This is a genomic window from Halobacillus sp. ABR2_026, assembly GCF_056158545.1.
This window is the reverse complement of sequence record NZ_JBSWTM010000001.1, coordinates 2908025-2933805: the sequence shown is the minus strand read 5'-3', so window position 1 is coordinate 2933805 and position 25781 is coordinate 2908025. Positions and strand designations below refer to the sequence as shown.

Sequence of the window (25781 nt, the reverse complement as noted above, 5' to 3'; positions counted from 1 at the left end):
GTGGAGGAAATTCTCGCAACAGAGGTACAGACAACTTTTGAGTCCTCACATACAAGTCTAACGTTCATCCATAGCCCGTTTTGTGCCACTTGTCACTTAGCGCGTAAAATGCTCACTACGCTGGAAAGTGTTTTTCACAAGGAAGTCTTTACAGAAATGAATGCTTCCTTACACCCCGATTGGATGCAGCATTATCAGGTTGAAAGTGTTCCCTGCCTTTTAGTGACAAGAGATGGAGAAGTAGAAGAGAAAATCTATGCTTTTCACTCTGTTACTTTCATGTATGAAAAAGTAAAAAGGTATGTAGAATAGTGGTACAATTTCCCGGGAAATGACCGTTTTTGTTCAACGTTTGAGAAAAAGGGTTTGTAGAATGTATAAAAAAGAGACAGCATGGGTCCGTTGGACTTACGCTGTCTCTTTTATTCCAATGTTTATATTAGTTCTCCTAATTTACTTACAATGTCAAGAAAAGGGGCTTGATCACCAAAAGAAGCATGTATTTCCCCTTTTTGATTGATGATTACAGTGGTAGGAACGCCCACGCATTTATAGAGGTCATATACAGTTCGTCCGTTGTCTGATAAGGTAGGTTGTTTCAAAAACTTCTCTGTGTATTGGACGGCTTCTTCTGCATCACGTTCCCGACCGGTCACATTGATTGTTATCATTTTCACTTTCTCATGATCCATGGTTTTATAGAGTTGCTCTTTCTTAGGCAAATCTTTGCCGCAATCCGGGCACCAGGAAGCCCAGAACGTTAATACGATGACTTTCCCTAAGTCTTCTTTTAGACTATAATGAAACGCTTTATTAATAGAGGGCAATTCAAATAAAGGTGCTTGCTGATTCATATTCATTCTCCTTTGTACCGAAAGACCGTTTAGGATTGACGCATTTCTATTTTCCATGCTAACATATTGATTAATTTCATATCGACATCTTCACTTATCCAGAGTGGCGGAGGGACTGGCCCAACGATGCCCGGCAACCGGCAGAATAACTGCACGGTGCTAAATCCTGCAAAGTTTTTAACTTTGATAGATGAGAAGGTACTAATAAATCCCTTCTATCATAGATGGGATTTTTTTATTGAGAGTGTCTGTTAAAGTATGAGGGCTCCGGATAATCCCTCGTATTCCTCGGGCTCCTACACGAAGTTTAGTTGTTCGATGGTAAGGAAAGAAAATCGCCCTCTTTTGCAAGACAGGTCTTAAGATTCTACACTCTTACAAAAGAAGTCGTTTTGAGATATTGATGGAGCAAGACGCACCTTTTCCTGTAGCCTCTAAACCTATACAACCATCTCGAAATGGAATCTTTTTTGGGAATACCAACACTATTTACCACAGAGCCTGTTGGTTAAAAAAGGTGAAGGAAGATTCTTTATCACTTATTTTTTCTGAACACTCTGTATTCTGAGTTGACATAAAATTCGTACGGTGCTACAATCCATTTTGTACTGCTTAAACGAGTTAAAGCAATAATAATTTAATATACTAAAATCTCTTATCCAGAGTGGCGGAGGGACTGGCCCGACGATGCCCGGCAACCAGCAATAGTATTGCTCAGGTGCCAATTCCTGCAAAGTGATTCTTTGGCAGATGAGAGAACAGAAAATCAGGTAGATTAAAAGCGCCACTCTGTTCTCCACAGAGCGGCGCTTTTTTAGTTGGAGGGAAACAGCATGATTACAATCAAAGGATTATCGAAGATTTTCCAGACGAAAGATCAGGATGTCCGAGCGGTGGATGACCTGAGTCTTAATATAAAAAAAGGGGAAATATACGGGGTTATTGGATATAGTGGGGCTGGTAAAAGTACATTCATCCGCCTACTCAACCGACTGGAGGACCCGACAGCCGGAAGTATTAGTGTCGATGACCAGGAACTGACAGCCATGAACAAAAGCAAATTGAGGCTGGCGAGACAGGAGATCGGCATGATTTTTCAGCATTTTAACCTCTTATGGTCACGCACGGTCTATGACAATATTGCTTTTCCTCTAGAAATTGCGGGTTTTACAAAAGGTGAACGGCAAAAACGAGTCAACGAGCTGATTGAATTAGTTGGTTTAAAAGGCCGAGGAGGCTCTTACCCTTCTCAGTTAAGTGGCGGCCAAAAGCAAAGGGTAGGAATCGCCCGGGCACTTGCTAATAACCCTAAAGTGCTGCTTTGTGATGAAGCGACATCTGCATTGGACCCTGAAACGACCGACTCGATCCTCGACCTTCTGGTAGACATAAACGAGAAACTAGGTCTTACTATTGTATTAATCACTCATGAAATGCACGTGATTCGCAAAATTTGTCATCAGGTGGCAGTTATGGAACAAGGGAAAATTGTGGAGCAGGGAGAAGTGCTCGATGTTTTCCTGCATCCACAAAAATCCGTCACCAAGAAATTTGTGGATCAGGTGATGGGGGATCCTGAGAAAGAAACCTCTATGGAATTGATTAAGGATAATTATCAATCCGGACAGATTCTAAGGCTCCATTTTGTAGGGGAAAGTACCAACCAGGCCCTCATCAGTGATGTTTCCAGACAGTTCGCCCTGGATGTGAATATCCTTCACGGTAAGATCACCCAGACGCAGAAAGGCGCTTATGGAACCATGTTTGTCCAGTTTGAGGGTGACCAGCAAGAAGTGCAACGTGCAATTGAATATATTGAATCGACGTCCGTAGAAGTGGAGGTGAATCCACATGTTTAATCAATGGTTTCCTAATGTAAGGCTGGAAGACATGATTACAGCTACGAACGAAACGTTGTACATGACACTGATCTCTGTGGCTGGCACATTTGTATTGGGGCTGCTTTTAGGCCTCCTGCTTTATTTAACTGGCCCCGGTGGGTTGTGGGCTAATAAGACATTGAATTGGATTACTGCCTCCGTCGTTAACGTATTCAGGGCAATCCCATTTATTATCCTCATTTTGTTATTGTTCCCGTTTACAGATTTTCTGTTAGGAACGATTCGAGGGCCCCAGGCAGCCTTACCGGCTTTAATTATTGGAGGAGCTCCCTTTTACGCTCGCTTAGTGGAAATTGCTTTGAAAGAAGTGGATAAAGGAGTCGTGGAAGCAGCGAAATCCATGGGTGCCAAATATTCGACGATCATTTTTAAGGTTTTGCTCCCAGAGTCTATGCCCGCCCTTATATCAGGGATTACTGTTACAGCCATCGCTTTGATCGGTTACACGGCCGTTGCCGGTGCTATCGGTTCGGGTGGTCTTGGTGATTTTGCTTACTTTTATGGCTTCCAAAGAAGTAACTTTGATGTTGTGTTCATTTGTACAATTTTAATCATCTTAATCGTGTTTATATTTCAATTCATCGGAGATCTTATCTCTCGGAAATTGGATAAAAGATAATTTTAAAAAAGGGAGAGTATTAAGACATGAAAAAACTATGGACAAGTTTTGCAGCTGTATTGCTAATATTCGTACTCGCGGCCTGCGGATCATCAGATGAAGGAGAATCCACTTCAGGTTCTGATAGTGAAGATAGTGGATCTGATGAAATTAAGGTAGGTGCGACAAGTGTTCCACACGCGGAAGTATTAGAGAAGGCGAAACCTATGCTTGAAGAAAAAGGAATCGAATTGACGATTGAAGAGTACCAGGATTACATCTTGCCAAACCAGGATTTGGATGAAGGCCGCATTGATGCGAACTACTTCCAAACCATCCCTTACATGGAGATTCAGGAAGAGGAAAAAGGATATGACTTTGCAAATCTCGGAGGGATTCACATTGAACCGATCGGTGTGTATTCTCAAAAGTATGAAAGCCTGGAAGACGTTGAAGATGGCACAACGCTTGTAATGAGTCGTTCTGTATCCACACATGGACGTATCCTTTCTCTTCTTGAAAAAGAGGGATTGATCAAGTTGGATGAAAGTGTCGAAAAAGTTGATGCAACAGTGCAGGATATTGTAGAAAACCCAAAAAACATCGAGTTTGATACAGGTGTAGATGCGGCTAATCTTCCACAAGTCTATCAACGTGAAGAAAATGTCCTTGTAGCGATTAATACCAACTATGCCATCGAAGCTGGACTCTCTCCAAGTGAAGATTCCATCATTCTCGAGTCATCTGATTCCCCGTATGTGAATGTGGTTGCTGCCAACAGTGAAGATAAAGATAACGAAGCGTTGAATACACTCGTGGAAGTTCTTCGTTCTGAAGAAATTGTAAACTTTATTAAAGAAGAATATGATGGAGCCGTTGTTCCAGTGTCAGAGGGTGCGGAATAGCGGATAAAAAGAGTGACTGCGGTGATACTAACCGCAGTCACTTATTTTTTATTGGGAGGTCACCTTATGCAGGAGCAAAATATGACATGGACGCAAACGTACCTACATGATTATAAGGAAGGAATGGGTTCTTTCAGAGAACATATGCCGGAAGTTGCCCATAAATTTGATGCATTCACAGAAGAATGTTTTAAAGCGGGGGAGTTGTCAAAGAAAGATAAACAATTGATGGCTTTAGGAATAAGTATCGTTGCCCAGGACGAATACTGTATGATTTATCATACCAAAGGGTGTGTAGATCAAGGGGCTACTGAAAAGGAAATTCTTGAGGCTTGCGGTGTAGCAGCAGCATTCGGAGGAGGGGCTGCTCTTAGTCAGGCGGTAACTCTTGTGCAGGATGCATATATGGACTTGACTACAACTGTTAATTAATTGATTAATTAGAAAATTCGAGGAAATTTAATGTATAGTATAGTATCAAACGAGTTAAGCGCTTACATTGGTGTTCAGTATTTATTTTACGCAAATTTAAAGTTTCAGGGGGGTTTATAAGGGTATAGAAATTGTGTTACTTTAAATTGTGTAAATAATCTGAAAGGATTGATTCGTTATTAGTGACGATCTCAGTTTGAATTATACTGCTGATATGGAGAAGGCCATGCATCAGGCACATAACATGAGCTATGCGGAGTACAGCAGGAAGTTGGATACACGCTTGAAAGTGGAAGAAAAACGCCAACGTGAATTCGAAGAGAGTCAAAAGATGTTTGCCCAGGTTGATCGACAGCTTCATAGGTAATAGATACAATTTTCTAAAATCAGGTGTGTTTAGCCACCTGATTTTTTCATGTTATAATATTGATGAAAAGCGACGAATTTTGGTGTTGATCTATCATAATCCCTTCATTTTGCAGAGGGGGAAAAAGTTGATAACACACACTAAATGATATAAGATTGTAATGAGAATAAATTGAGAATAGTTCTTTGATTCCGATCAACTTGGACATTCAATAATAATAGATACTGGAGGTATTCATTTATGGCAGGATCAACTTTAGAAATCAAGGATCTTCACGTAGAAATCGAAGGTCAAGAAATCCTTAAAGGTGTTAATTTAACAATCAACGGTGGGGAATTCCACGCCGTTATGGGACCAAACGGAACTGGTAAATCTACACTAGCTTCCGCAATTATGGGTCACCCTAAATATGAAGTGACAAAAGGTGAAGTTTTGCTTGATGGCGAGAACGTTCTTGAAATGGAAGTGGACGAGCGCGCTCAAGCAGGTCTATTCCTTGCTATGCAATATCCTAGTGAAATCAGTGGTGTAACAAACTCTGATTTCCTACGTTCTTCTATTAATGCTCACCGTGAAGAAGGCGATGAAATCTCTCTTATGAAATTCATCAAAGAGATGGACGCTAAGATGGATACGCTTGATATGGATAAAAACATGGCACAGCGTTATCTTAACGAAGGTTTCTCTGGCGGTGAGAAAAAGCGCAACGAGATCCTACAATTAATGATGATTCAACCAGCGATTGCTATCTTGGACGAAATTGATTCAGGACTTGATATTGATGCATTGAAAGTCGTTGCAAAAGGAATCAACGAAATGCGTAACGATGCTTTCGGTTGCTTGATCATCACTCACTACCAGCGTCTATTGAACTACATCACTCCTGATAAAGTACACGTTATGATGCAGGGCCGTGTTGTTAAATCCGGCGGACCAGAACTTTCCCAGCGTCTTGAAGCGGAAGGTTATGACTGGATCAAACAGGAACTTGGCATCGAAGACGAAACCGTTAACGCGTAATTAAGATAGGAGGGTAATCATGACAGTAGAAGTCTCACTACCATATGACAAAGAGTATATCTCGCAATTCTCCCAAGGGCAGAACGAGCCTGAATGGATGAAGAACCTTCGTCTTAACGCCCTGGAGAAGTCGGAAACTTTAGAGCTTCCGAAACCGGACAAAACGAATATCTCCAAATGGAACTTTACAGAATTCAATCATCACGTATCAGGTGATATCATTGAATCTCTTGATGAACTTCCAGTTGAAATTAAAGACTTCTTAGATGAAGAAAAAGAACAACAGAATCTTGTAATCCAGCGTAACCATACGGTGGCTTATGGTACGATCGATCAAAAGCTGAAAGATCAGGGTGTCATTTTCACAGACATCGGCACAGCTCTTAAAGAGCATAGCGAACTTGTGGAGAAGTATTATATGAATGATGCTGTCCATGTAGATGAACATCGTTTGACAGCTGTTCATGCAGCCCTTATGAACGGTGGTATTTTCCTTTATATTCCGAAAGATGTACAAATTGAAGATCCTATCCAGGCCATCTTCTGGCAGGAAGATCCTAAAGCTTCTTTGATCAATCACATTTTAGTCGTAGCTGAAGAGAATAGTTCAGTAACGTATGTTGAGAACTATATTTCTAACAACAAGGAAGATAAAACATCTGCGAATATCGTTACAGAAGTAATTGCTAAAGATGGAGCAAAAGTCTCTTTCGGTGCGGTGGACAACTTCGAAGCAGGTACTACAGTGTACACGAACCGTCGCGGTGTTGCCTATCGCGATGCTGTCATCGAATGGGCTCTTGGCCAAATGAACGAAGGAAATACTGTTTCTGAGAACATCACTCATTTAATCGGTGACAATTCCCACTCCAACGCTAAAACGGTAGCGATCGGACGTGGCACACAGAAACAGAACTTTACAGCAAACATTACTCATTTCGGAAAAGGTTCTGATGGGTATATCCTCCAACACGGAGTAATGAAAGATAAAGCTTCAGCCATTTTCAACGGAATTGGCAAGATTGAGCATGGCGCGAGCAAGTCGAATGCTGAACAGGAATCACGTGTTCTTATGCTTAGCAGTGATGCACGCGGGGATGCCAATCCAATCCTTCTCATTGATGAAGATGACGTAACAGCAGGACACGCAGCTTCTGTGGGACGTGTGGATCCTATTCAATTGTATTATCTGATGAGCCGTGGGATATCCAAGTTTGAAGCGGAGCGACTTATCATTCACGGATTCCTTGCACCAGTAGTAAAACAATTGCCTGTAGAAGCGGTTAAACGTCAGCTTCAACAAGTAATTGAAAGGAAAGTATATTAATGGATGTAAAAGCGGTACGCGACGAGTTTCCTATTCTCCATCAGGAAGTTAATGGACATCCGCTCGTGTATTTGGATTCTTCAGCTACTTCTCAAAAGCCGATCAAGGTTATTGAAAAGCTGGGAGAATACTACCAGGGTTACAATTCCAATGTTCACCGGGGTGTTCATACTCTCGGAACGAGAGCTACTGATGAATATGAAGGAGCTCGTGAAAAGGTAAGGCGCTTTATTAATGCGTCAAGCACACAGGAAGTCATTTTCACCCGTGGTACAACGACAGCTATTAATACGGTAGCGTCAAGCTATGGTCGAGCCAACTTGAGTGAAGGGGACGAAGTTGTTATTACCCCTATGGAACACCATAGTAATATCATTCCATGGCAGCAGATTGTGAAGGAAACAGGAGCTACACTTAAGTATATCCCTCTTCAGGCGGATGGCACGATTTCGTTGGATGATGTAAGAGAAACGATCACTTCGAAAACTAAAATCGTAGCCGTTATGCATGTATCGAATGTTCTTGGCACAATCAACCCGGTGAAAGAGATTGCACAAATTGCTCACCAGCAGGGGGCTGTTATGCTTGTAGACGGTGCCCAGAGTGCCCCTCATATGAAGATTGACGTTCAAGATCTGGATGCAGATTTCTACGCGTTTTCTGGTCATAAGATGTGCGGGCCGACAGGAATCGGAGTGTTGTACGGGAAGAAAGCGATCCTTAAGAACATGGAACCTGCAGAATTCGGTGGAGAAATGATTGACTTTGTTAATCTATATGACTCTACTTGGAAAGAGCTCCCGTGGAAGTTCGAAGGGGGCACCCCGATTATTGCAGGTGCTGTAGGATTAGGGGCAGCGATTGATTTCTTAACAGATATCGGTTTGGATGATATCAAAGCTCATGAGGAGAAACTTGCCACCTATGCCATGCAGGAAATGCAGAAGGTGGATGGTATGAAGATCTACGGTCCTGAAGAACGTGCTGGGCTTGTCACATTCAACCTTGCTGATGTCCACCCTCACGACCTGGCGACAGTACTCGACGCTGAAGGGATTGCCGTCCGTGCCGGGCACCACTGCGCACAGCCGTTAATGCGTTGGCTGGAAGTGTCAGCGACCGCAAGAGCGAGCTTCTATCTGTATAATACGGAAGAAGATATCGATAAACTCGTTTCAGGATTAAAAACAACAAAGGAGTATTTTGGCGATGTCTTTTAATAACCTGGATACACTTTATCGTCAAGTCATCATGGATCACTATAAAAATCCGCGCAACCGTGGATCCATCGAAGGAGACCCCATGGTTGTAGATATGAATAACCCTACATGCGGCGACCGTATCCAGCTTCAACTGCAAGTGGACGATGGTATAGTGAAGGATGCGAAATTTGATGGGGAAGGCTGTTCCATCAGCTTGTCCTCAGCTTCTATGATGACGCAGGCAATTAAAGGAAGGCCAGTTGACGAAGCATTAAAAATGTCTGAACTTTTTTCTGATTTAATGCAGGGGAAAGATGTCGATGAAGGTGATATGGATCTCGGAGACATCGAAGCCCTGCAGGGAGTTTCCAAGTTTCCTGCGCGTATAAAATGTGCGACGCTTGCTTGGAAAGCAATGGAAAAAGGTGTAGATGGAGAGAAGGAAGACTAAGCTTTTCTATACCAAAAGGAGGTATATAACATGGCCAAAAAAGCGCCAGAAGTGGGAGAGTATCAATACGGTTTCCACGAAAAAGATGTTTCGATTTTCCGTACGCAAAAAGGTTTGACGAAAGAAGTCGTTGAACAAATCTCCAACTATAAAGAAGAACCGAAATGGATGCTTGATTTCCGTTTGAAGTCTTTGGAACAATTCTATAAAATGCCAATGCCTCAGTGGGGCGGCGATCTATCTGAACTTAATTTTGATGACATCACTTATTATGTGAAGCCGTCTGAGCGTTCTGAACGTTCATGGGATGAAGTTCCGGAAGAAATCAAAAACACGTTTGACCGTCTTGGGATTCCTGAAGCTGAGCAGAAATATCTATCTGGTGTTTCCGCACAGTATGAATCTGAGGTGGTCTATCACAATATGGAAAAAGACCTTGAAGAACTGGGTGTTATTTTCAAAGACACTGATTCAGCTCTTAAAGAGGATGAAGAGTTGTTCAGAGAATACTTCGGTAAAGTCATTCCGCCGTCTGATAACAAATTTGCAGCATTGAACTCTGCGGTTTGGTCCGGTGGTTCCTTTATCTATGTACCGAAAGATACAAAAGTAGAAACGCCACTTCAGGCGTATTTCCGTATCAACTCTGAGAACATGGGTCAATTCGAGCGTACGTTGATCATCGCTGACGAAGGGTCTTCAGTACACTATGTAGAGGGTTGTACAGCACCAACGTATTCTTCCAGTTCTCTTCACAGTGCCGTTGTAGAGATCTTTGTGAAAGATAACGCTTACTGCCGTTATACGACGATCCAGAACTGGGCGAACAACGTCTACAACCTTGTAACAAAACGTGCAGTTGCAGAATCAAACGCTACGATGGAATGGGTCGACGGAAACCTAGGTTCCAAGTTGACGATGAAGTATCCTGCTGTACTTCTTAAAGGTGAAGGAGCGCGAGGCATGACGCTTTCCATCGCTCTTGCTGGTAAAGGACAGCACCAGGATGCCGGCGCGAAAATGCACCACCTGGCACCGAATACATCGTCTACTATCGTTTCGAAATCCATCTCTAAACATGGTGGTAAAGTAACGTACCGTGGAATTGTACAATTCGGTCGTAAGGCTGAAGGTGCTCGTTCAAATGTTGAGTGTGATACGCTCATCATGGATAATGAGTCTACATCCGATACGATCCCTTACAACGAAATCATGAATGAGAACATCTCTCTTGAGCATGAAGCGAAAGTTTCCAAAGTATCTGAAGAGCAGTTGTTCTACTTGATGAGCCGTGGAATTTCTGAAGAAGAAGCTACAGAAATGATCGTCATGGGCTTCATTGAGCCGTTTACTAAAGAGCTTCCTATGGAATACGCTGTTGAAATGAACCGCCTGATCAAATTTGAAATGGAAGGTTCTATCGGTTAATAACGGGATTAAAGCCGTGCAGATATCATCTGCACGGCTTTTTCATTGTGGAAGACACTGTTTCGAGACTTTTATTGTGTGGATGGGGACTACGGGGAATAGCTCGCTTTCCGCGGGAGCGCGATGAGCCTCCTCAGGCTGACGCCTTGCGTGGTCTCACCTAGCACTCTTTTCCGCTTCGATATTCGGTTCCGGGGCCGAGCGGCTAGTGAGACTTCCCTCGCTTCTGTCCGATAAGTCAACATCATATCACTCCGTTCTCCGTGTCTCCTTTATCTCCACCAGCCCAGTCCATACGCCGTTGATCAAGGCGCCTCCACACTTAAATTAGGAGTCCCGCCATTCTCCTCCGTCCCTTTGCGATATCAGTGTCTCGAAATTGCTTACAGAATAAACAGCTATACCGTTTGATTGGAGAATAAGACTAAAACTCCCCCTGTCTAGGTATTTGAACTCAACAATCAGGATAGGGGAGACAATCAAGCTTAGTAAAAGGGTTCGTCTCTCATATACATCAAATGGGATGGTTGGAAAGCAGCGAAACTCCCGTGGGAGAAGGAGATAGGCGAGATCCCGCAGCACGCAGTCCGAGGAAGCTCGGCGCTCCCCCACAGGAAAGTGAGTAGCTTTTCAGCCCCCCTGATGCTCAACTGAGGCAACGACCCCGGAGTAATTCCAAACGGAGTATTCCACAATCGGGAGCTTATTTGATACTCCAATGGAAGCAAGATGTTTTATGAATACAAAACATGATACTATAATATTATCTATTAAGAGTTAAGGAAGGTTCGTTATGTTTTTGATTATGTTTGTGGTCGGATTGATTACGGCCCTTGTCGGCAGTGTGGCAGGACTTGGCGGGGGCGTTATATTGGTACCTGTCCTCCTGTTTTTAGGAGACCATTTTTCAGCTTTTGATTGGGTGAACCCGCAAACAATCGTAGGCATTTCTTTAGTCGTCATGATTTTCACAGGGATGTCCTCTGCAATCTCGTATATGAAACATAATCGTGTGGACACAGCGATTGGACGAGTTTTCCTTTATGGGAGTATCCCGGGAGGTATCCTTGGTTCATGGTTGAACCAGTTCTTTGAAACAGATGGTTTTTCCTTGTTTTTTGGTATTGTCATGATTGGAGTTTCCCTATTATTTTTTATTCCGAGAAGACAAACGGATCGTCCTTTGTTCCATAAAGGAATGGTAAGCGAGAAGACGATAAATGGAAAAGTTTACAAATACCGGATGCCTTTTTGGGTCGGTTTTGTGTTGTCCTTTTGTGTGGGGATGCTTTCAGGACTTTTAGGCATAGGCGGGGGCTCACTGATGGTTCCGGCTATGATTCTGCTGTTGAATATTCCCCCGCATATTGCCACAGCTACTTCTATGTTCATGATCTTTTTTGCGAGCATAACAAGTTCCGCCACCCATGTTTTTCTTGGACACGTGGATTGGAGTCATACGCTATGGTTTATACCAGGGGCATATGCAGGTGGTACTCTTGGAGCATGGGTCAATCGCCGACTTGATGAGAAAGTAGTGGAAAGATTCTTAAGGTTGCTGCTTATCCTTATCGGTTTGCGGTTAATTTGGCAAGGTTTAGGGTGAGGAGACTGATGATGAAGGAAAAACTGCACTTTTATTATACTAGCGATCTGCACAGTCACTTTGAAAATTGGCCCCAAATCGTAGGGTATTTTAATGAAAAGAAAAAAAAGCATGAGAAAAAAGGGGAAGAGTATTGGTTTTTTGATAATGGGGATCACGTGGATCGTTTCCATCCTATTGCTGAAGGGTTGATGGGAAAAGGCAATGTCGAGTTGATCAATGACGCAGGATACGATGTTGCTACTCTTGGTAATAATGAAGGAATTACGCTTGCAAGTGACGATCTTCACTCGTTATATAATGAGGCATCGTTCAGCGTTGTTTGTGCAAATCTGGATTGCGTGGTTTCGGACACCCCTGATTGGCTGAAACCTTACCACATCCTTGAGTCTAAACACGGGACTAAGGTCGGCGTCATCGGCTTGACAGCACCTTTCCAAGCGTTCTATCAGCAACTCGGCTGGGAAGTTAGGTCTCCCTCCGATGTATTGGATGAAATCATGAGTGAGTTAAGAGAACAGACGGATATCATTATTCTTTTGTCCCACCTGGGTATTAATGAAGACGAAGAAATTGCCAGGCGTTATCCTGGCGTAGATATCATTATTGGAGGTCATACCCATCACCTGTTTAAGAATGGGGAATATATTGAGGGAGCATTATTAACAGCTGCAGGGAAACATGGCACCCATCTTGGTGAAATTGCTGTGGAATGGAATATTGATACGCGTCACCTGGAGAAGAAAGAAGCTTATGCTATTCCTACCGAACATATGAAAAAAGATGATGACGTGACAAAGAAGGTCCAGGAGATTCGTTCCAAGGCCATTCATGAGCTGGGTAATCCTGTTGCTCACCTCGATGCACCTCTTCATATTGCATGGTTTCAGAATACACCATTAATGGATCGTCTAACTGAACAGTTGCGGAGATGGACCTCGGCAGATATAGCGATGTTAAATGCCGGGGTTCTCCTCGATCATCTGCCGGCGGGGGAAATCACTTATGAGGATATCCATCGCATCTGTCCACATCCGATGAATCCATGCCTCGTGGAGTTGAAAGGTGATGAGATTCTTGAGGTGATCCGGGCAGCCCATACCAAAGAACTTACAGAGATCAGGCTTAAAGGTTTCGGGTTCAGAGGTGAAGTGATTGGGAAAATGGTCTTTGCCGGTATTGATATTGAAATAGAGCAAGATGAAGAGGAAAAAGAGCATGTGAAGCGGGTTACTTTCGGTGGGGAGCCGATTGACCATGACCGTTTGTATCGCTTTGCTACCGCTGATACTTTCACTTTCGGCCGCTTCTTTCCTGAGATTGCATATGCAAAGTCCAAAAAGTATTTTATGCCTGAGCTTCTTAGGGACCTCTTGTCCGAGGCGCTTCAATCATAATTTCAGCTACCTCATCGGGTAGCTTTTTTTATAGTGGCAAGCTCCCTCTTGAAGATTGGTGGGGCCTCACTTGATATTAATAAGTTGGTGCTTAAACTCTCCTTTCTTTTCATATAGATAGATGAGGAGGGTTAACCTATGTCTAAGAAGAGTGCGACTACTGGATCCACCATTGGAAAAAGAATTGTACTTAGTCTGCTGTTTTTCGCCCTTTTCACAGCGTTGAGCCTTTGGTTTATCAACCGTGGGGTCACGCCTGCCCTTGTTGAAATCGCTGAAACAAAAGCACAGCAGCTTGCAAGAGACGCCATCAATGAAGCAGTCAGTAAAACGATTGCTGAAGATCTGCAATTCAATGATCTTGTTAATATGGAGAAAGATGACCAAGGGAATATTGTATATATGGGGTGGAATTCCGTAGTGGTGAACCGAGCCCTTAGGGATACGACGATCCGCGTGCAGAATTTTCTAAAGAGGATGGAACTTGGAGAGCTTCCGATGGAGGACACTTCATTAGAACCGAATATCGATCCGGACCGGACCCCGGATGAGTTGGGAGAACAGCCGGCCACACTCATTGAACTTCCAATAGGTGTAGCGACTAATAATAGTTTATTAGCCAACCTCGGCCCGAAAGTTCCCGTGCAGTTACGTGTGATCGGAGATGTTCAATCTGAAGTTGATATTAAGATGACCGAATATGGAATCAATGCTGCACTTTTTGAACTGACGATCCATTTTGAAGTGAATGTACGAATTGTTATCCCTTTCTCTACAGAAACGACAGTTGTCACAAACAATATTCCGATTGATCAGGCGACAATCCTTGGGAAGGTTCCTAATTTCTATGGCGGGATGGGTGGAGAGGGAGATCCATCATTCTCCTATCCAATGGAACCCTTGCAATAATTGTCTGGAATTGATAAAATGACTGAGAATTGAATATGCGTGACCTTATCAGATCGGTGAGGTAGAGGTGCAGACACCATCAGTAATCAATAGGAGCCCGACAAGCGACGATGATTGATGGAAGGGGATGTTTGCCGAAGTGTTTTATAGTTCGTCATGCTATAAGGCGCTGGTGTATATCTGAACAAGAGATACACTGTCATGCATGCTTTTGGGTGCATGGGGCGCTACTGATCGAAATGGAGGATAATCCAATTGCCACTTACAAAGGCGATGGTAGGTTATTTTCTATCATTGTCTTTTTTTATTCCTCATTTTTATCCGCAGTAGCCTTCCATTCCCGTTACATCAAGATTTACGGAGGGGAACCATCATGGAAGGAACCATCTATTCTTTAATTCCAGCAGTATTAATGTTAATCCTTGTTCTGCTGACAAGGAAAGTCATCCTATCTTTAGGGATCGGCATCATCGTAGGAGCATTCCTGCTCACACAAATGGATATTGGCGGAGGCCTGGCTTTAATCTGGTCGACTTTTGCCACAATCTTCGTAAGTGAAGGCGCATTGAATATGGGTAGTATTTACTTGTTATCATTTCTATTCTTATTAGGAATCACTACCGCCTTCATGACCGCATCGGGAGGCAGTCGTGCCTTCGGAAAATGGGCTGTGGAGCGTATTCGGACGAGAAAGGGAGCGACACTCGTTCCGGCACTTCTCGGAATCGTCATTTTTATTGATGATTACTTCAATGCTCTGGCAGTAGGACAAGTCGCACGCCCTGTTACAGATCGATACAAAGTATCGAGGGCGAAGTTGGCGTATTATATTGATTCGACATCTGCGCCGGTTACAGTGATTTCCCCCATTTCCAGTTGGGGAGCCTATATCATTGGAACAATCGGAAGTATATTGGCAGCCAATGAAATTACCCAGTATCAAGCTCTCGAAGCATTTGTCTATATGATTCCATCGAATTTATATGTCTTTGCAGCTCTTTTGCTTGTATTTATGACGATATATTTGCGACTTGATCTAGGACCAATGAAGACCCATGAGAAACGAGCGCTTGAAACGGGAGAATTGAACAATCCTGACAAAGGTGATGTACCAGGAGATCTGAATAATGAATTCAAAGAACATGATCATGGTAAAATCTCGCATCTGATCTGGCCGATTGTTGCTCTTGTAGTTGGTACCGTCATGACAATGGTCATCACAGGGATCCGTAATACAGAAGGAAGTGTCGATTTACTCTCTACCTTTGCCAATACCAATGTAAATATCTCATTGTTCACAGGTGGAGTGGTTGCCGTTGCCTTAGCCTTTCTTTTGTATATAGGGCAACCTAAACCAAAATCCGGAATCGCACGTGTCTTTGGACAAGGACTGAAAGCGATGCTTCCAGCTATTTACATTTTAATTTTTGCCTGGATGATTGGAGACATCATTGGCCAGCTAGGAACTGGTGAATATTTGGCGCAGCAATTCACACAAGCCGACATCAATATTGCCTTCCTACCTTTGATTGTTTTCTTATTATCAGGTTTCATGGCTCTTTCCACCGGGACATCCTGGGGAACATTTGGAATTATGCTGCCCATTGCAGGGGAAATTGCTGCTGTGTCTGCGCCTGAAATGATCTTACCAGCACTTTCTGCCGTATTGGCAGGTTCTGTATTTGGCGATCATTGTTCACCCATTTCAGATACGACAATCCTATCTTCAACAGGAGCAGGAGCAAACCATATCGATCACGTCCTTACCCAGCTTCCGTATGCACTGATTGCCGCAGCAGGAGCTTCGATAGGATACGTCATTTTGGGAGTGACAGGTGGCATTTTAATCCCATTATTTGTGACTTTACTCATCGTAGGAATCACAGCAGTGATCCTTCATAAATTCAATAACAGCCAGCCTACAGCCTGATTATAAAACGAGGAGGAAACGGATGACGTTTCCTCCTCGTTTTTTGTGTAGGCGAGTGAATAAGGGATAAGGTCCTATATGGATCATTGCATGGAAGAAAATGGCCCCCTTTCCTTCATAAGACTTTCGAATCACCTTCCAATTTCTGAAAATTAAAAAATTATTTTGACAAGCTCTGCATTGCTGGTTATAATTTAAGCAGAATAATCAGAAAAATAAAAATTAAAAAACATCTTAATTTTAGGATGTTTGACTCAGGGAGGTCTTTCACATGGAAAATCGTGCACAATGGGGGACACGGGCTGGTTTTATTCTGGCTGCGGTGGGTTCAGCCATCGGTTTAGGTAACATATGGCGTTTCCCGGCAGTAGCTTATGAAAACGGGGGCGGAGCATTTTTTATTCCATATTTATTCGCTCTTCTTACGGCAGGTATTCCTTTGCTTGTCATGGAGTTTACAATCGGGCATAAGTTTAGAGGTTCAGCCCCACTTTCATTCTTTAGAATGAACCGTAAAACAGAATGGCTGGGCTGGTGGGCCGTACTTGTAGCCTTTGTCATTTCAACTTATTACGCTGTTATTATTGCCTGGGCAATTTCCTACAGTATTTTCTCTTTCAACCTTTCTTGGGGGGAGGACACCGAAGGCTTTTTGTTTAGCGATTATTTGCAATTATCCGTAGATCCTGGTCAAACAGGAAGCCTTGTACCTGGTGTATTGATCCCACTTCTTATCGTTTGGGCGATTACTCTTGGTGTATTGTTCAAGGGAGTCAAGAAAGGGATTGAGGCTGCCAACAAGATCTTTATCCCTACATTGATCGTCCTTTTCCTTATTATTGTCATCCGTGCAATCACACTACCAGGAGCTGCTGAAGGTTTGCAGACATTCTTCGCTCCGGACTTTAGTGCTATCATGGACAGTTCTGTATGGGTAGCTGCGTATGGACAGATTTTCTTCAGTTTGTCAATCGCATTTGCAATTATGGTTACGTACTCCAGTTATCTGCCGAAGAAATCTGACCTGACAAACAATGCGTTTATCGCAGGCTTTGGTAACTCCAGCTTTGAACTATTAGCGGGTATCGGAGTGTTTGGTGCTTTAGGGTTTATGGCTTCTCAAAGTGGTGTTCCTGTTAATGAAGTTGTCAGTGGAGGTGTGGGACTTGCGTTTGTTGTTTTCCCACAGATCATTAATGAGTTTCCGGCATTCAATGCATTGTTCGGATTCCTGTTCTTTGCATCATTGGTATTGGCTGGTCTATCCTCACTCATATCCATTTCCGAGACATATGTAGCAGCTTTGAGTGAGAAGTTCGGGCTGTCAAGAAAAGCGGCTGTTGGTATCGGTGGAGGTCTATCCGCTGTCATCTCCCTGTTGTTCGCAACCCAAGGTGGTCTATTCCTATTGGATGCTGCCGATTACTTCATCAACCAATTTGGAGTAGCCTTTGTGGGTCTTGTGGAAGTATTAGTAGTTGCATGGTTCTTGCGGAACCTTAATGACTTTCAGGCTCATGCTAACGGTATTTCCGATATCCGTCTTGGCGGATGGTGGAAGATCTGTCTTGGAGTCCTCACACCAGTGGTGTTAGGCTACATGATGTTCGATTTATTCAAAACCAATCTTTTAAGAGAGTTTGATACACCTACTGGAAACTATGAAGGTTATGCAGATGGATTTATCTTATTCGGTGGTTGGTTCGTAGCTGCGTTCGCCATTGTCATAGGATTCTTGATGACCTTGAAGCGCTGGGATTCCAAAGCAGTCGAAGAGGTAAAAAAGGAGGTAAGCTAATATGACAGCAAGTGCAGTAACGATGATGATTATTGGAATGCTTGTAATATGGGGCGGCCTCGCTGCGAGTATTACAAATGCCGTGAAAAAATCAAAATAATAAGAGAAGCGTCGCATGATTTCATGCGACGCTTTTTTATGGTCGAATGCGATTGGTCCAATCCGGCACATGTGGTGGGAATCGGCCATTCATACACCTTTTTACTTCAGGTCATCACTTCAAGCGATTAATTTTTGGTCATTCTTTCCCACTTCCTTAAAAAAGGATACGGATCGAAAGACCATTCATTTTCACCGTTGTCCTGGTACATCCCATAGTGCAGGTGCGGGGGGAATTTCCCGGATGTTCCGGGTGGTCCATATCCAGAAGCACCTACTGCTCCAATCACATCTCCGGGCTGGACGATGTCCCCCACTTTGATATCTTCAGAGAAGCTGTGCAGATGGGCGTAATAGTGATAGATGTTGTATATATCCCGTATGCCGATCCGCCAGCCTCCGAACTTATTCCATCCTTTCATTTCCACTACCCCGTATGTTGTAGATTTGACGGGCACTCCGTAGTTGGCAAAGATATCGGTGCCTTCGTGAACTCTTCTGCCTCCGAAGCCACGTGCATCTCCCCAGGTGCTTCGATAGCTATAATTCGCCTGTAAAGGAAGAGGAAAGTCCCGATTCGTTAAATCTACGGTCTGGAATTTTTTGAAAACACGTGCGGTGTTCATAATCGTTTGAACGGTAAGATCTCTTTGGTAATAATTCCATAAAGCAATTTTTATATCTTCACTTGTCGTTCCATAGGATTTCAGGTACATTCCTATAGAATACAGAATATCTTCATCGTCCTTTTGTTGAATTTTTTCATCTCCATTACCATCAGCGCCCCATCCTTCAGGGAAGAATAAAGATGGAAAGGTTTCAGCAGATCCATTCCAGAACAGAGGATCTGCTTCAATGGCTGTTACACGCCCTTCCTCAGGATCGTCATGGACCTGGCGCTCATACTGATCAATAGCAGCAAGGTACTCCCAGGGGATATCTGTGATGGCTGAGGTTTTCTTATATAAGGCAAGCCTCGAATCGCTCTCTTCATCTGCATGTATCGTGTGTGTTGTTCCAACTGCACACATCCAAAGACATAAGAGCATTGAACAGATGTATTTCATAAAATTCACCTACAATGTTTTGATACCTTTAGCATGGAGCAGTCCGCCCCCGGTTATGAATGGAAAATTAGGGATGATATTAGTTCTCCATCCCGGTTTCTTTTTCTGTATTCATATTCGGTCCTACGTCTGGTTGAGCAGGATTCGATTCGTCCACTTTACCTTGAGGGGATTTTTTCATTTTTTCGATGATGCTATCGATGGTACTGTTATACCCTTGATCATAAACTGTAGAGTTGCTTAAACTTTGAATGTCACCGAATGATGCTGGATTATCCGACACATAGACATGGTAAAAGCTTGGAACTAATGAGTATGCAGTTTTCTGGACCATATCAGCCGCTGATTCTCGATCTGTGTCATCTGCTTTTTGGTAAGCTACCAGTACTTCGTTATCTGTGACAACGGTGGCTACATCATCGAATTGATCATAGCGGAGAATCATCCGGGAAATCATATCTGCCATTTCTTCACGGTTCACTTTAATTTCCCGTTTTTTCTCTGTATCTTGATTCAATTGGTCTTTATTAAATCGTACATAACCGACTTGTCCATCTTTCGGTTTTTCGTTATATCCATCCATCGCGTTTCCATTTAAGGTGTCATCGTCCATCATGTTTTTGGCTTCTTCTTCTTTTGTCTCCTGACATCCTACCGCTATGATGGTGAACAGGAGTAAAAGAGGTAGGACACTCCATAATTTTTTCATAAGAATTCCTCCTAAGTAATAGCATTGGTCATCATTAGATTGAGCAGTTTTGCGGGAAACATACTTTGCATATCATTTGTATTTCCTAACCTGTAAAGAAATGTGATACACTAAAAAGGACAGAGGTGATCGAAATGATTGAGCTGGCTGGAAAAACATACGATATCCTGGAGGATTATCAGGAAGGCTTTCAACAAGAAGAAGTGGAAGGTCGCTTTAGTGATATTCTGAATAAATATGATTTCATCGTAGGTGATTGGGGTTACGGTCAATTGAGGTTGAAAGGTTTTTATGATGATCAAAATTCCAAGGCTACATTCGATACGAAAATTAGTACGCTGGAAGATTATTTATATGAATACTGCAACTTTGGATGTTCTTATTTTGTATTAAAGAGAATCCGTCAATAAACAACGGCGCGCAAAATGATCGCACGCCGTTGTTTTTTTATTTTTCCTACTTTTCTTCAGAAGGTTTAACATTTGCTCCCGGCTGGTCATGCGTGGGGTGAGCGCCGTCTTCCTGACGAGGAAGATCCTGGTGAAGTGCCTTGTTTTCATAGGTGAAGGCACTGAAATATCGTTGATCTTCTGTCCAAGGTGCGCTTTTTTCATTGGAGACGGGTTCGTATTTGTTCCTTGGTGCCCCATACGGACCTTCAGGGAGCTGTTCAGGAGTCAAATAGTTGCGTTGGGCTTCGACATTGGCGAAATCCGAATACTGACGTTTTTCTTTCCTCATCAAAATAACCCCCTTAAGGAGTATTTTTGCCAAAGGGGGTTATTTTATGCTTTGAACTACAGAAGGTAAGGGAGGTAATTTCGCAACTCTTCTGCTTCCATTGCACTCAGTTGGAACATATGTTCCAGATGGCCGACTTCGTTAATATTTTCATGATCCAGCAGTGCCTGACGATTTTTCGGCAGGTTGATGACCATCGTTTGATTTTGGAAATAATCTGCTTTCATGAGGGCAAGTTCAAATCTGTGGCTGCCAGCCGTAAATGAAACAAATCGGGTACTCGTATCTTGTGTGACGTCTTCAAGAAGCGGACGTTGTACCATGGTGCCATCATCTCCCGTCATGTTGTAATAGATCCGCTGTGTATAACTTTAGAAATAGTATGCCCGAAATAGTGAGCATAAAATACTTCTCATGATAAATCATGAGAATCAGCTATATATGGTATCATGGGGTGAAAAGGTTCACATTTAAGGAGGTAGACAAGGTCGTATGTATTTTGTAGATCGAGAAAAAATTGAACAAATTTTATCCTATATGGAAAAAATACAAAAAGAATTTCATGCCCAATCTTATAAGAGTTTCTCTGGACAACTTCTCCTGGAACGGATGACTCATTTGAATATCGAGGCCATCATTGACGTCGGTAATATGATGATTGATGGATTTATCATGAGAGACCCAGGTAGTTATGAGGACATTATTGATATCCTTACCGATGAAAAGGTGCTTCCGGAAGACGAACAGGAGGCTTATAAAGAGTTTGTACAACTAAGAAAGATGATTATTCAGCAGTATACGGAAATCGACCACCACTCCATTGAAGATGTGTGGAGCAGATTAATGGATTCCCTTCAGGCTTTTCCTGATCGGGTGCGCAGTTACTTGGATAATGAGCTCGGTCCAGTTTCCGCTTTTTCAAACAACTGACTGGAGTAAAGAGGGGCGGATGGATGATGAGAAAAGCCTATAAAGGGTACTTGATCGACCTTGATGGAACGATGTATAAAGGAGCGGAAAAAATAGAAGGGGCTTCTGAATTTGTAGAACATTTACGTGCAGAAGGTCTTCCTTTTATGTACTTGACGAATAACTCTTCCAAAACAACTGCTCAAATTGCTGACAAACTTGACAAACTGGGTGTTTATGCGAAGCCTCACCAAGTGTACACAAGCAGCCTTGCAACAGCAGAGCATATAAACAGCCAATCACCAGGTGCTCGAGTGCTCGCCATTGGAGAAGATGGGCTGTTTGATGCTTTAAAAAAAGAGGGATTGAAAGTAGTGGAGAAAGAGGCGGATTATGTCGTGATCGGGATTGATCGCGAAATCAGCTATGAAAAATTGGCTGCCGCCTGTTTAGAGGTAAGGAAAGGTGCTGCCTTTATCAGTACGAATGCTGATATTGCCATTCCTACTGAACGTGGACTGGTACCAGGCAATGGAGCACTGACGGCTGTGATTTCCGTGAGCACAGGAGTCGATCCTGTATTTGTAGGCAAGCCTGAAGCATTGATTATGTCGCGGGCCTTGAAGCGGATTGGTTTGAGTCGTGAGGATGTCTTAATGGTCGGTGATAATTATCATACAGATATTAAAGCCGGTATGAAAGCTGGATTAGATACATTGATGGTGGAAACTGGTTTGAGTACATTTGATGAAATCAAGGAAAACGGGTATCAGCCCACTTACAAATGCAAAGATTTATTTGAATGGATGCGGCGAATGGATAATAAAGGGTAGAAAAGAAGGAACGTCTGGAGGGAATTCAGACGTTCCTTTTTTTGTGTTGATTTTATTTACGGTTCCTTAAAAGTTTTACAACAGATAAGGTCCAAAAAAGACAGTAATAAAGAGGATATGCATGCCTACAAAATAGGTCAATTTTATTGGATTCGACCAGTCTCGTGCACCAGCCTTCATGATCCCATAAGCAATCATGGCAAAGCCAAGGAGAAAGAGGACTGGGCTTCCTGGAAAGCTCAAATAATCGGGAGCTCTAGCAAGTAGAGCATCTGAAAACATGGGATCCCTTACGAGTATAGCCGCTGCAAGATAAATGAGAATCCCTGTATACAGGACCCAACTGCGATCTTGATCCAGTGCATCTGCTTTAGAGAACATGATCACTACCATGAACAGTAAAGGCCAGAGAAACCAGAAGATTGAGATGATGAGCGCGAATAATCCGGACGCAAGCATGCCGATGGTTTTACCTGAAGCAAGCAGCAGCGAATGACTTGTTATTTCGTCAGCCCGATCTACTATCTCAACTTCATTGGAAGCAAGTAACAACTCGTGATTTTCACCACCATTATCGACCCAGACGATGGTCTGCTCATCCAGGCGGACTGGAAAATTGGAGAAGGCCGGGGTATTGCTCAATCGCATCACATCAGTAGTAGAGTCTTCTTTAAGGAGAGCCTGATAAATATTGAATTGTGTACCCGGTCGGAAAAGGGTTTCCGTCCAACCATTCGCTTTAAAAAGAGTGACAGGTCCTTTTTTCGTATTCTGAATACTTAAATCTGAGATTTCTGTCAGTTCATTGGGGGAGTGGGGATCCTGGAAGGTCACCTGACTCAGTTCAGGATTTTCTCCAAACGGAGCCTCCCCAAAGTAATAGTAATTTTGAATCTTTCCGGATTGGCTTTGTTTTTGAATCGTTGTCACAAGCAGTTGGTACTTGTTTTCATTCGTCGTGAATTGGACATCTTTTACCTGCTCGGATTCCTTTACAGAAAATGTCGCTTCACCGAGCTTTTTCATTTCACTTAGTTCCACTTGATAATACTTTAATAAATTTCCGTTTGAGGTGACTTCGTTCGTATACAGATAAATGCCATCATTCGTTTCTTCCATATTCACAGATGCTTTCGGGTTTTCAATGGTCATAAGTTCTTCACTGGATGATTCTTCTACATCGAATCGGTACAGTTTATCCTTGTTCCTGTAGAACACATTCGTTTCAAGTGGATAAAAGGATTGAACATCCGAAATCTTATTCTTTGTCTTTTGATCATACATACTATAATAGTCCGCATAAATCACTTGGTTTCCTTCTATGTAAAACTGAGTGAATTTGTCCACAGGAATCTTATAGGTATTTTGTTCTTGTAATTCATATTGATCATTGTATACATTCTGTTGAATTCCATTTTCAGTTAAGAATGAAACGGCAGGGGAACCTCCATGATTTCCTGTATAAGGCGTTCGTAATACGGAGGTCGATCCAATATCCAGGGCCCGGCTCCAATCCTCATCCGGTGGTTCCGTTACCTTTTGATAATTATGGGAAAATAACAGGGATACAGCGATCAGTACTATGATCGCAGGAAGTATCCATATAAATTTTCCTTTCCAGTTTTTCATGCGTTCCTACCCCTTCCTTTTTTTGTCTCTTAAATTAGTACGAAGCTATGGGGCAGTAGGTTTCAGAAAAATGAAAAAAGTTTCTTATTATTTTGGCTCTGTTAAAGTTCAGTGTTGATATTTGCATCAACGGATGGAAGTGACAATGAAAGATAAGATGGCAAAAGGGAATTTATTTCCAAGTGTCGAAACCTTTACTCTTTTCACGATGTGACCATTGAATCTTGTTGGATTATGATTTCGAAACGGAGCCTTTCGCTAAATGGCAGGATTGTTGAAGACTTGATTTCGAGAGGGTTCGGGGTTCGTTATTGTGTTGAGTGCCAGGGGTGGCTGGGAAGCTACTCGCTTTCCTGTGGGGGAGTGCCGAGCTTCCTCGGGCTTATCGCCCTGCGGGATCTCGCCGATCTCCTTTCTCCCACGGGAGTCTCGCAGCTTCCCAACCACCCCATTCGATCATGCGAGAAACGAACCCCTTTACCAACGTTGGATGGTCTTCCATTACCCCGGTTGTTGTAAGCATAAAACGCTATGGATCAAGCTTTCCGGGTTCGAGCCCCTCGGTTTGGGCGTATGATCCTTATCCTCTCACCAACTAGAATAGCGGATGATTCATGAAGGGGGTTCGAGACCCTGATCTAGCTAAGGGGCGGAGGGGGATGGCGAGACTCCTATCTTAAGTGTGCAGGCGCCTCGTTCAGCGGCGTATGGACTGGACTGAGCTGGAGGAGATAAAGGGAACACGAAGAACGAAGGGATTCGATGTTGACTTATCGTACAGAAGCGAGGGAGTCTCACTAGCCGCTAGGCGCAGAAACCGGATATCTACGAGGAAAAGAGTGCTGGGTGAGACCCCGCAAGGCGTAAGCCTGAGGAGGCTCACCGCGCTCCCGCGGAAAGCGAGTCATCCCCCGCAGCCCCTAACTCCCTCACAAACATCTCGAAGCTGAGTCTTCAAGAAAAGGGAGCTTTCGTTGAATAAGCCAACTATAAAAATGAGGGAATTCCATAAAATGGAATTTCATTTTTTGCAGTAATATCAATATTAAACTTTAACAGAGCCATTATTTTAGAAACGAAAAAGTCGTGCAGTGGTATTCCCATAGCACGACTTTCTATCCTCATTAATCTTCAGGGTCTCCTGCAATACTGTGAGCCAGTCTGCTTGATGCAGCGGCAGCGATAGCCCCGACGATATCATCCAGGAAAGTATGACACTCCCCTGAAGATTTATCATTCAGCTTCTGTAGAATTCCTGGTTTTTGTTTATCGATATATCCATAATTGGTGAATCCGATGGAACCATATACATTCACAATAGAAAAAGCGATGATTTCATCTATTCCATAAAGGCTTTCGTCAACTTCAATAGTGGTTTGCAAAGGCTCTTCAAGCATTTTCTTTTCTGCCAGACGATCCATTTGGATCCCGGTGATGATTGCGTTTTGTACTTCCCGCTTTGTCAGAACTTTATTTACATTAAATCGGCAGTCATCCATTGATAATTCATCGTGATATTTGGATTGTAAATAATACACAAGGTCTGCAATGTCATCAATGGTAACCCCTCTTTCCACCAGCCATTCTCTTGCAGTTTTTTCAAGAGTGGATACTTTTCTGTTTTCTGCCATAGTGAAAAACCTCCCTGCTCATCATGACTTGCCCTGTT

The 25781-nt window shown here is 43.0% G+C and carries 27 protein-coding genes and 3 riboswitches; of the genes, 20 read left to right on the top strand and 7 right to left on the bottom strand.

Annotated elements, in window-relative coordinates:
- Complete coding sequence (locus tag ACXADE_RS15200) at positions 1–312, top strand: thioredoxin family protein (protein ID WP_474981282.1); 312 nt, start codon at positions 1–3, stop codon at positions 310–312.
- Between the two features lie 122 nt (positions 313–434).
- On the opposite strand, the gene ACXADE_RS15195 is transcribed toward ACXADE_RS15200, so the two are convergent.
- Positions 435–854, bottom strand: a complete 420-nt coding sequence (locus ACXADE_RS15195) for a TlpA family protein disulfide reductase (protein ID WP_474981281.1) — start codon at positions 852–854, stop codon at positions 435–437.
- Positions 855–945: 91 nt separating this feature from the next.
- A riboswitch (SAM riboswitch) is annotated at positions 946–1051 on the top strand.
- A gap of 455 nt (positions 1052–1506) precedes the next feature.
- A riboswitch (SAM riboswitch) is annotated at positions 1507–1611 on the top strand.
- Between the two features lie 76 nt (positions 1612–1687).
- On the opposite strand from ACXADE_RS15195, the gene ACXADE_RS15190 reads away from it, so the two are divergent.
- The 16 genes from ACXADE_RS15190 to ACXADE_RS15115 all read left to right on the top strand — a co-directional run bounded on the left by ACXADE_RS15190 (position 1688) and on the right by ACXADE_RS15115 (position 18225).
- Entirely contained in the window at positions 1688–2713 is a 1026-nt protein-coding gene (locus ACXADE_RS15190) for a methionine ABC transporter ATP-binding protein (RefSeq protein ID WP_474981280.1), read from the top strand.
- Positions 2706–3374 carry a methionine ABC transporter permease gene (locus tag ACXADE_RS15185; RefSeq protein ID WP_474981279.1) on the top strand — a complete coding sequence of 223 codons (669 nt, stop codon included), beginning with the start codon at positions 2706–2708 and terminating at the stop codon, positions 3372–3374. The genes ACXADE_RS15190 and ACXADE_RS15185 overlap by 8 nt, the downstream gene beginning before the upstream one ends.
- 26 nt (positions 3375–3400) lie before the next feature.
- Entirely contained in the window at positions 3401–4258 is an 858-nt protein-coding gene (locus ACXADE_RS15180) for a MetQ/NlpA family ABC transporter substrate-binding protein (protein ID WP_474981278.1), read from the top strand.
- Between the two features lie 66 nt (positions 4259–4324).
- Positions 4325–4690 (top strand): carboxymuconolactone decarboxylase family protein, encoded by a 366-nt coding sequence (locus tag ACXADE_RS15175; RefSeq protein WP_474981277.1) that lies wholly within the window; start codon positions 4325–4327, stop codon positions 4688–4690.
- 226 nt (positions 4691–4916) lie between these two features.
- The gene (locus ACXADE_RS15170) at positions 4917–5057 is read left to right on the top strand and encodes a YuzK family famiily protein (RefSeq protein WP_474981276.1); all 141 of its coding nucleotides are present in this window, start codon (positions 4917–4919) and stop codon (positions 5055–5057) included.
- 240 nt (positions 5058–5297) lie between these two features.
- Complete coding sequence (gene sufC / locus ACXADE_RS15165; RefSeq protein WP_089654165.1) at positions 5298–6077, top strand: Fe-S cluster assembly ATPase SufC; 780 nt, start codon at positions 5298–5300, stop codon at positions 6075–6077.
- Positions 6078–6096: 19 nt separating this feature from the next.
- Positions 6097–7404, top strand: coding sequence for a Fe-S cluster assembly protein SufD (gene sufD / locus ACXADE_RS15160; RefSeq protein WP_474981275.1), 1308 nt, complete (start codon positions 6097–6099; stop codon positions 7402–7404).
- Positions 7404–8624, top strand: coding sequence for a cysteine desulfurase (locus ACXADE_RS15155; RefSeq protein ID WP_474981274.1), 1221 nt, complete (start codon positions 7404–7406; stop codon positions 8622–8624). The genes sufD and ACXADE_RS15155 overlap by 1 nt, the downstream gene beginning before the upstream one ends.
- Positions 8614–9057 carry a Fe-S cluster assembly sulfur transfer protein SufU gene (sufU, locus tag ACXADE_RS15150; RefSeq protein WP_474981273.1) on the top strand — a complete coding sequence of 148 codons (444 nt, stop codon included), beginning with the start codon at positions 8614–8616 and terminating at the stop codon, positions 9055–9057. The genes ACXADE_RS15155 and sufU overlap by 11 nt, the downstream gene beginning before the upstream one ends.
- 30 nt (positions 9058–9087) lie before the next feature.
- Positions 9088–10485 (top strand): Fe-S cluster assembly protein SufB, encoded by a 1398-nt coding sequence (gene sufB, locus ACXADE_RS15145; protein WP_474981272.1) that lies wholly within the window; start codon positions 9088–9090, stop codon positions 10483–10485.
- Positions 10486–11278: 793 nt separating this feature from the next.
- Positions 11279–12091: a sulfite exporter TauE/SafE family protein gene (locus ACXADE_RS15140; RefSeq protein WP_474981271.1), complete on the top strand. Its 813-nt coding sequence runs from the start codon at positions 11279–11281 to the stop codon at positions 12089–12091.
- Positions 12092–12102: 11 nt separating this feature from the next.
- Positions 12103–13488, top strand: a complete 1386-nt coding sequence (locus tag ACXADE_RS15135; RefSeq protein WP_474981270.1) for a bifunctional metallophosphatase/5'-nucleotidase — start codon at positions 12103–12105, stop codon at positions 13486–13488.
- Positions 13489–13626: 138 nt separating this feature from the next.
- Positions 13627–14397 carry a sporulation protein YunB gene (gene yunB, locus ACXADE_RS15130; RefSeq protein WP_474981269.1) on the top strand — a complete coding sequence of 257 codons (771 nt, stop codon included), beginning with the start codon at positions 13627–13629 and terminating at the stop codon, positions 14395–14397.
- A 54-nt stretch (positions 14398–14451) separates the two neighbouring features.
- Positions 14452–14635, top strand: a riboswitch (Lysine riboswitch).
- A gap of 135 nt (positions 14636–14770) precedes the next feature.
- On the top strand, positions 14771–16327 hold the full coding sequence (locus ACXADE_RS15125) for a Na+/H+ antiporter NhaC family protein (RefSeq protein ID WP_474981268.1): 1557 nt from the start codon (positions 14771–14773) through the stop codon (positions 16325–16327).
- Between the two features lie 271 nt (positions 16328–16598).
- Positions 16599–18125, top strand: a complete 1527-nt coding sequence (locus ACXADE_RS15120) for a sodium-dependent transporter (RefSeq protein ID WP_474981267.1) — start codon at positions 16599–16601, stop codon at positions 18123–18125.
- A gap of 1 nt (position 18126) precedes the next feature.
- On the top strand, positions 18127–18225 hold the full coding sequence (locus tag ACXADE_RS15115) for a MetS family NSS transporter small subunit (protein ID WP_474981266.1): 99 nt from the start codon (positions 18127–18129) through the stop codon (positions 18223–18225).
- 127 nt (positions 18226–18352) lie between these two features.
- On the opposite strand, the gene ACXADE_RS15110 is transcribed toward ACXADE_RS15115, so the two are convergent.
- A complete protein-coding gene (locus ACXADE_RS15110; RefSeq protein WP_474982242.1) occupies positions 18353–19255 on the bottom strand; it encodes a M23 family metallopeptidase in 903 nt (300 codons plus the stop codon).
- A 115-nt stretch (positions 19256–19370) separates the two neighbouring features.
- Positions 19371–20000 carry a YhcN/YlaJ family sporulation lipoprotein gene (locus ACXADE_RS15105; RefSeq protein WP_474981265.1) on the bottom strand — a complete coding sequence of 210 codons (630 nt, stop codon included), beginning with the start codon at positions 19998–20000 and terminating at the stop codon, positions 19371–19373.
- 134 nt (positions 20001–20134) lie between these two features.
- Here ACXADE_RS15105 and ACXADE_RS15100 point away from each other — a divergent pair, with 134 nt between their 5' ends.
- The gene (locus ACXADE_RS15100; RefSeq protein ID WP_474964247.1) at positions 20135–20410 is read left to right on the top strand and encodes a YutD family protein; all 276 of its coding nucleotides are present in this window, start codon (positions 20135–20137) and stop codon (positions 20408–20410) included.
- A 46-nt stretch (positions 20411–20456) separates the two neighbouring features.
- Here the strand turns inward: ACXADE_RS15100 and ACXADE_RS15095 are convergent, their stop codons facing one another.
- Positions 20457–20741 (bottom strand): cytosolic protein, encoded by a 285-nt coding sequence (locus tag ACXADE_RS15095; RefSeq protein WP_474981264.1) that lies wholly within the window; start codon positions 20739–20741, stop codon positions 20457–20459.
- A 56-nt stretch (positions 20742–20797) separates the two neighbouring features.
- The gene (locus ACXADE_RS15090) at positions 20798–21064 is read right to left on the bottom strand and encodes a DUF3055 domain-containing protein (protein WP_474981263.1); all 267 of its coding nucleotides are present in this window, start codon (positions 21062–21064) and stop codon (positions 20798–20800) included.
- Positions 21065–21233: 169 nt separating this feature from the next.
- Between ACXADE_RS15090 and ACXADE_RS15085 the strand changes: the two genes are divergently transcribed.
- On the top strand, positions 21234–21671 hold the full coding sequence (locus ACXADE_RS15085) for a DUF86 domain-containing protein (protein ID WP_474981262.1): 438 nt from the start codon (positions 21234–21236) through the stop codon (positions 21669–21671).
- 26 nt (positions 21672–21697) lie between these two features.
- Positions 21698–22483 carry a TIGR01457 family HAD-type hydrolase gene (locus ACXADE_RS15080; RefSeq protein ID WP_474982241.1) on the top strand — a complete coding sequence of 262 codons (786 nt, stop codon included), beginning with the start codon at positions 21698–21700 and terminating at the stop codon, positions 22481–22483.
- Positions 22484–22558: 75 nt separating this feature from the next.
- Here the strand turns inward: ACXADE_RS15080 and ACXADE_RS15075 are convergent, their stop codons facing one another.
- On the bottom strand, positions 22559–24112 hold the full coding sequence (locus ACXADE_RS15075) for a DUF998 domain-containing protein (RefSeq protein ID WP_474981261.1): 1554 nt from the start codon (positions 24110–24112) through the stop codon (positions 22559–22561).
- 1124 nt (positions 24113–25236) lie between these two features.
- The gene (locus tag ACXADE_RS15070) at positions 25237–25743 is read right to left on the bottom strand and encodes a phosphatidylglycerophosphatase A family protein (protein ID WP_474981260.1); all 507 of its coding nucleotides are present in this window, start codon (positions 25741–25743) and stop codon (positions 25237–25239) included.
- Between the last annotated feature and the right edge of the window lie 38 nt (positions 25744–25781).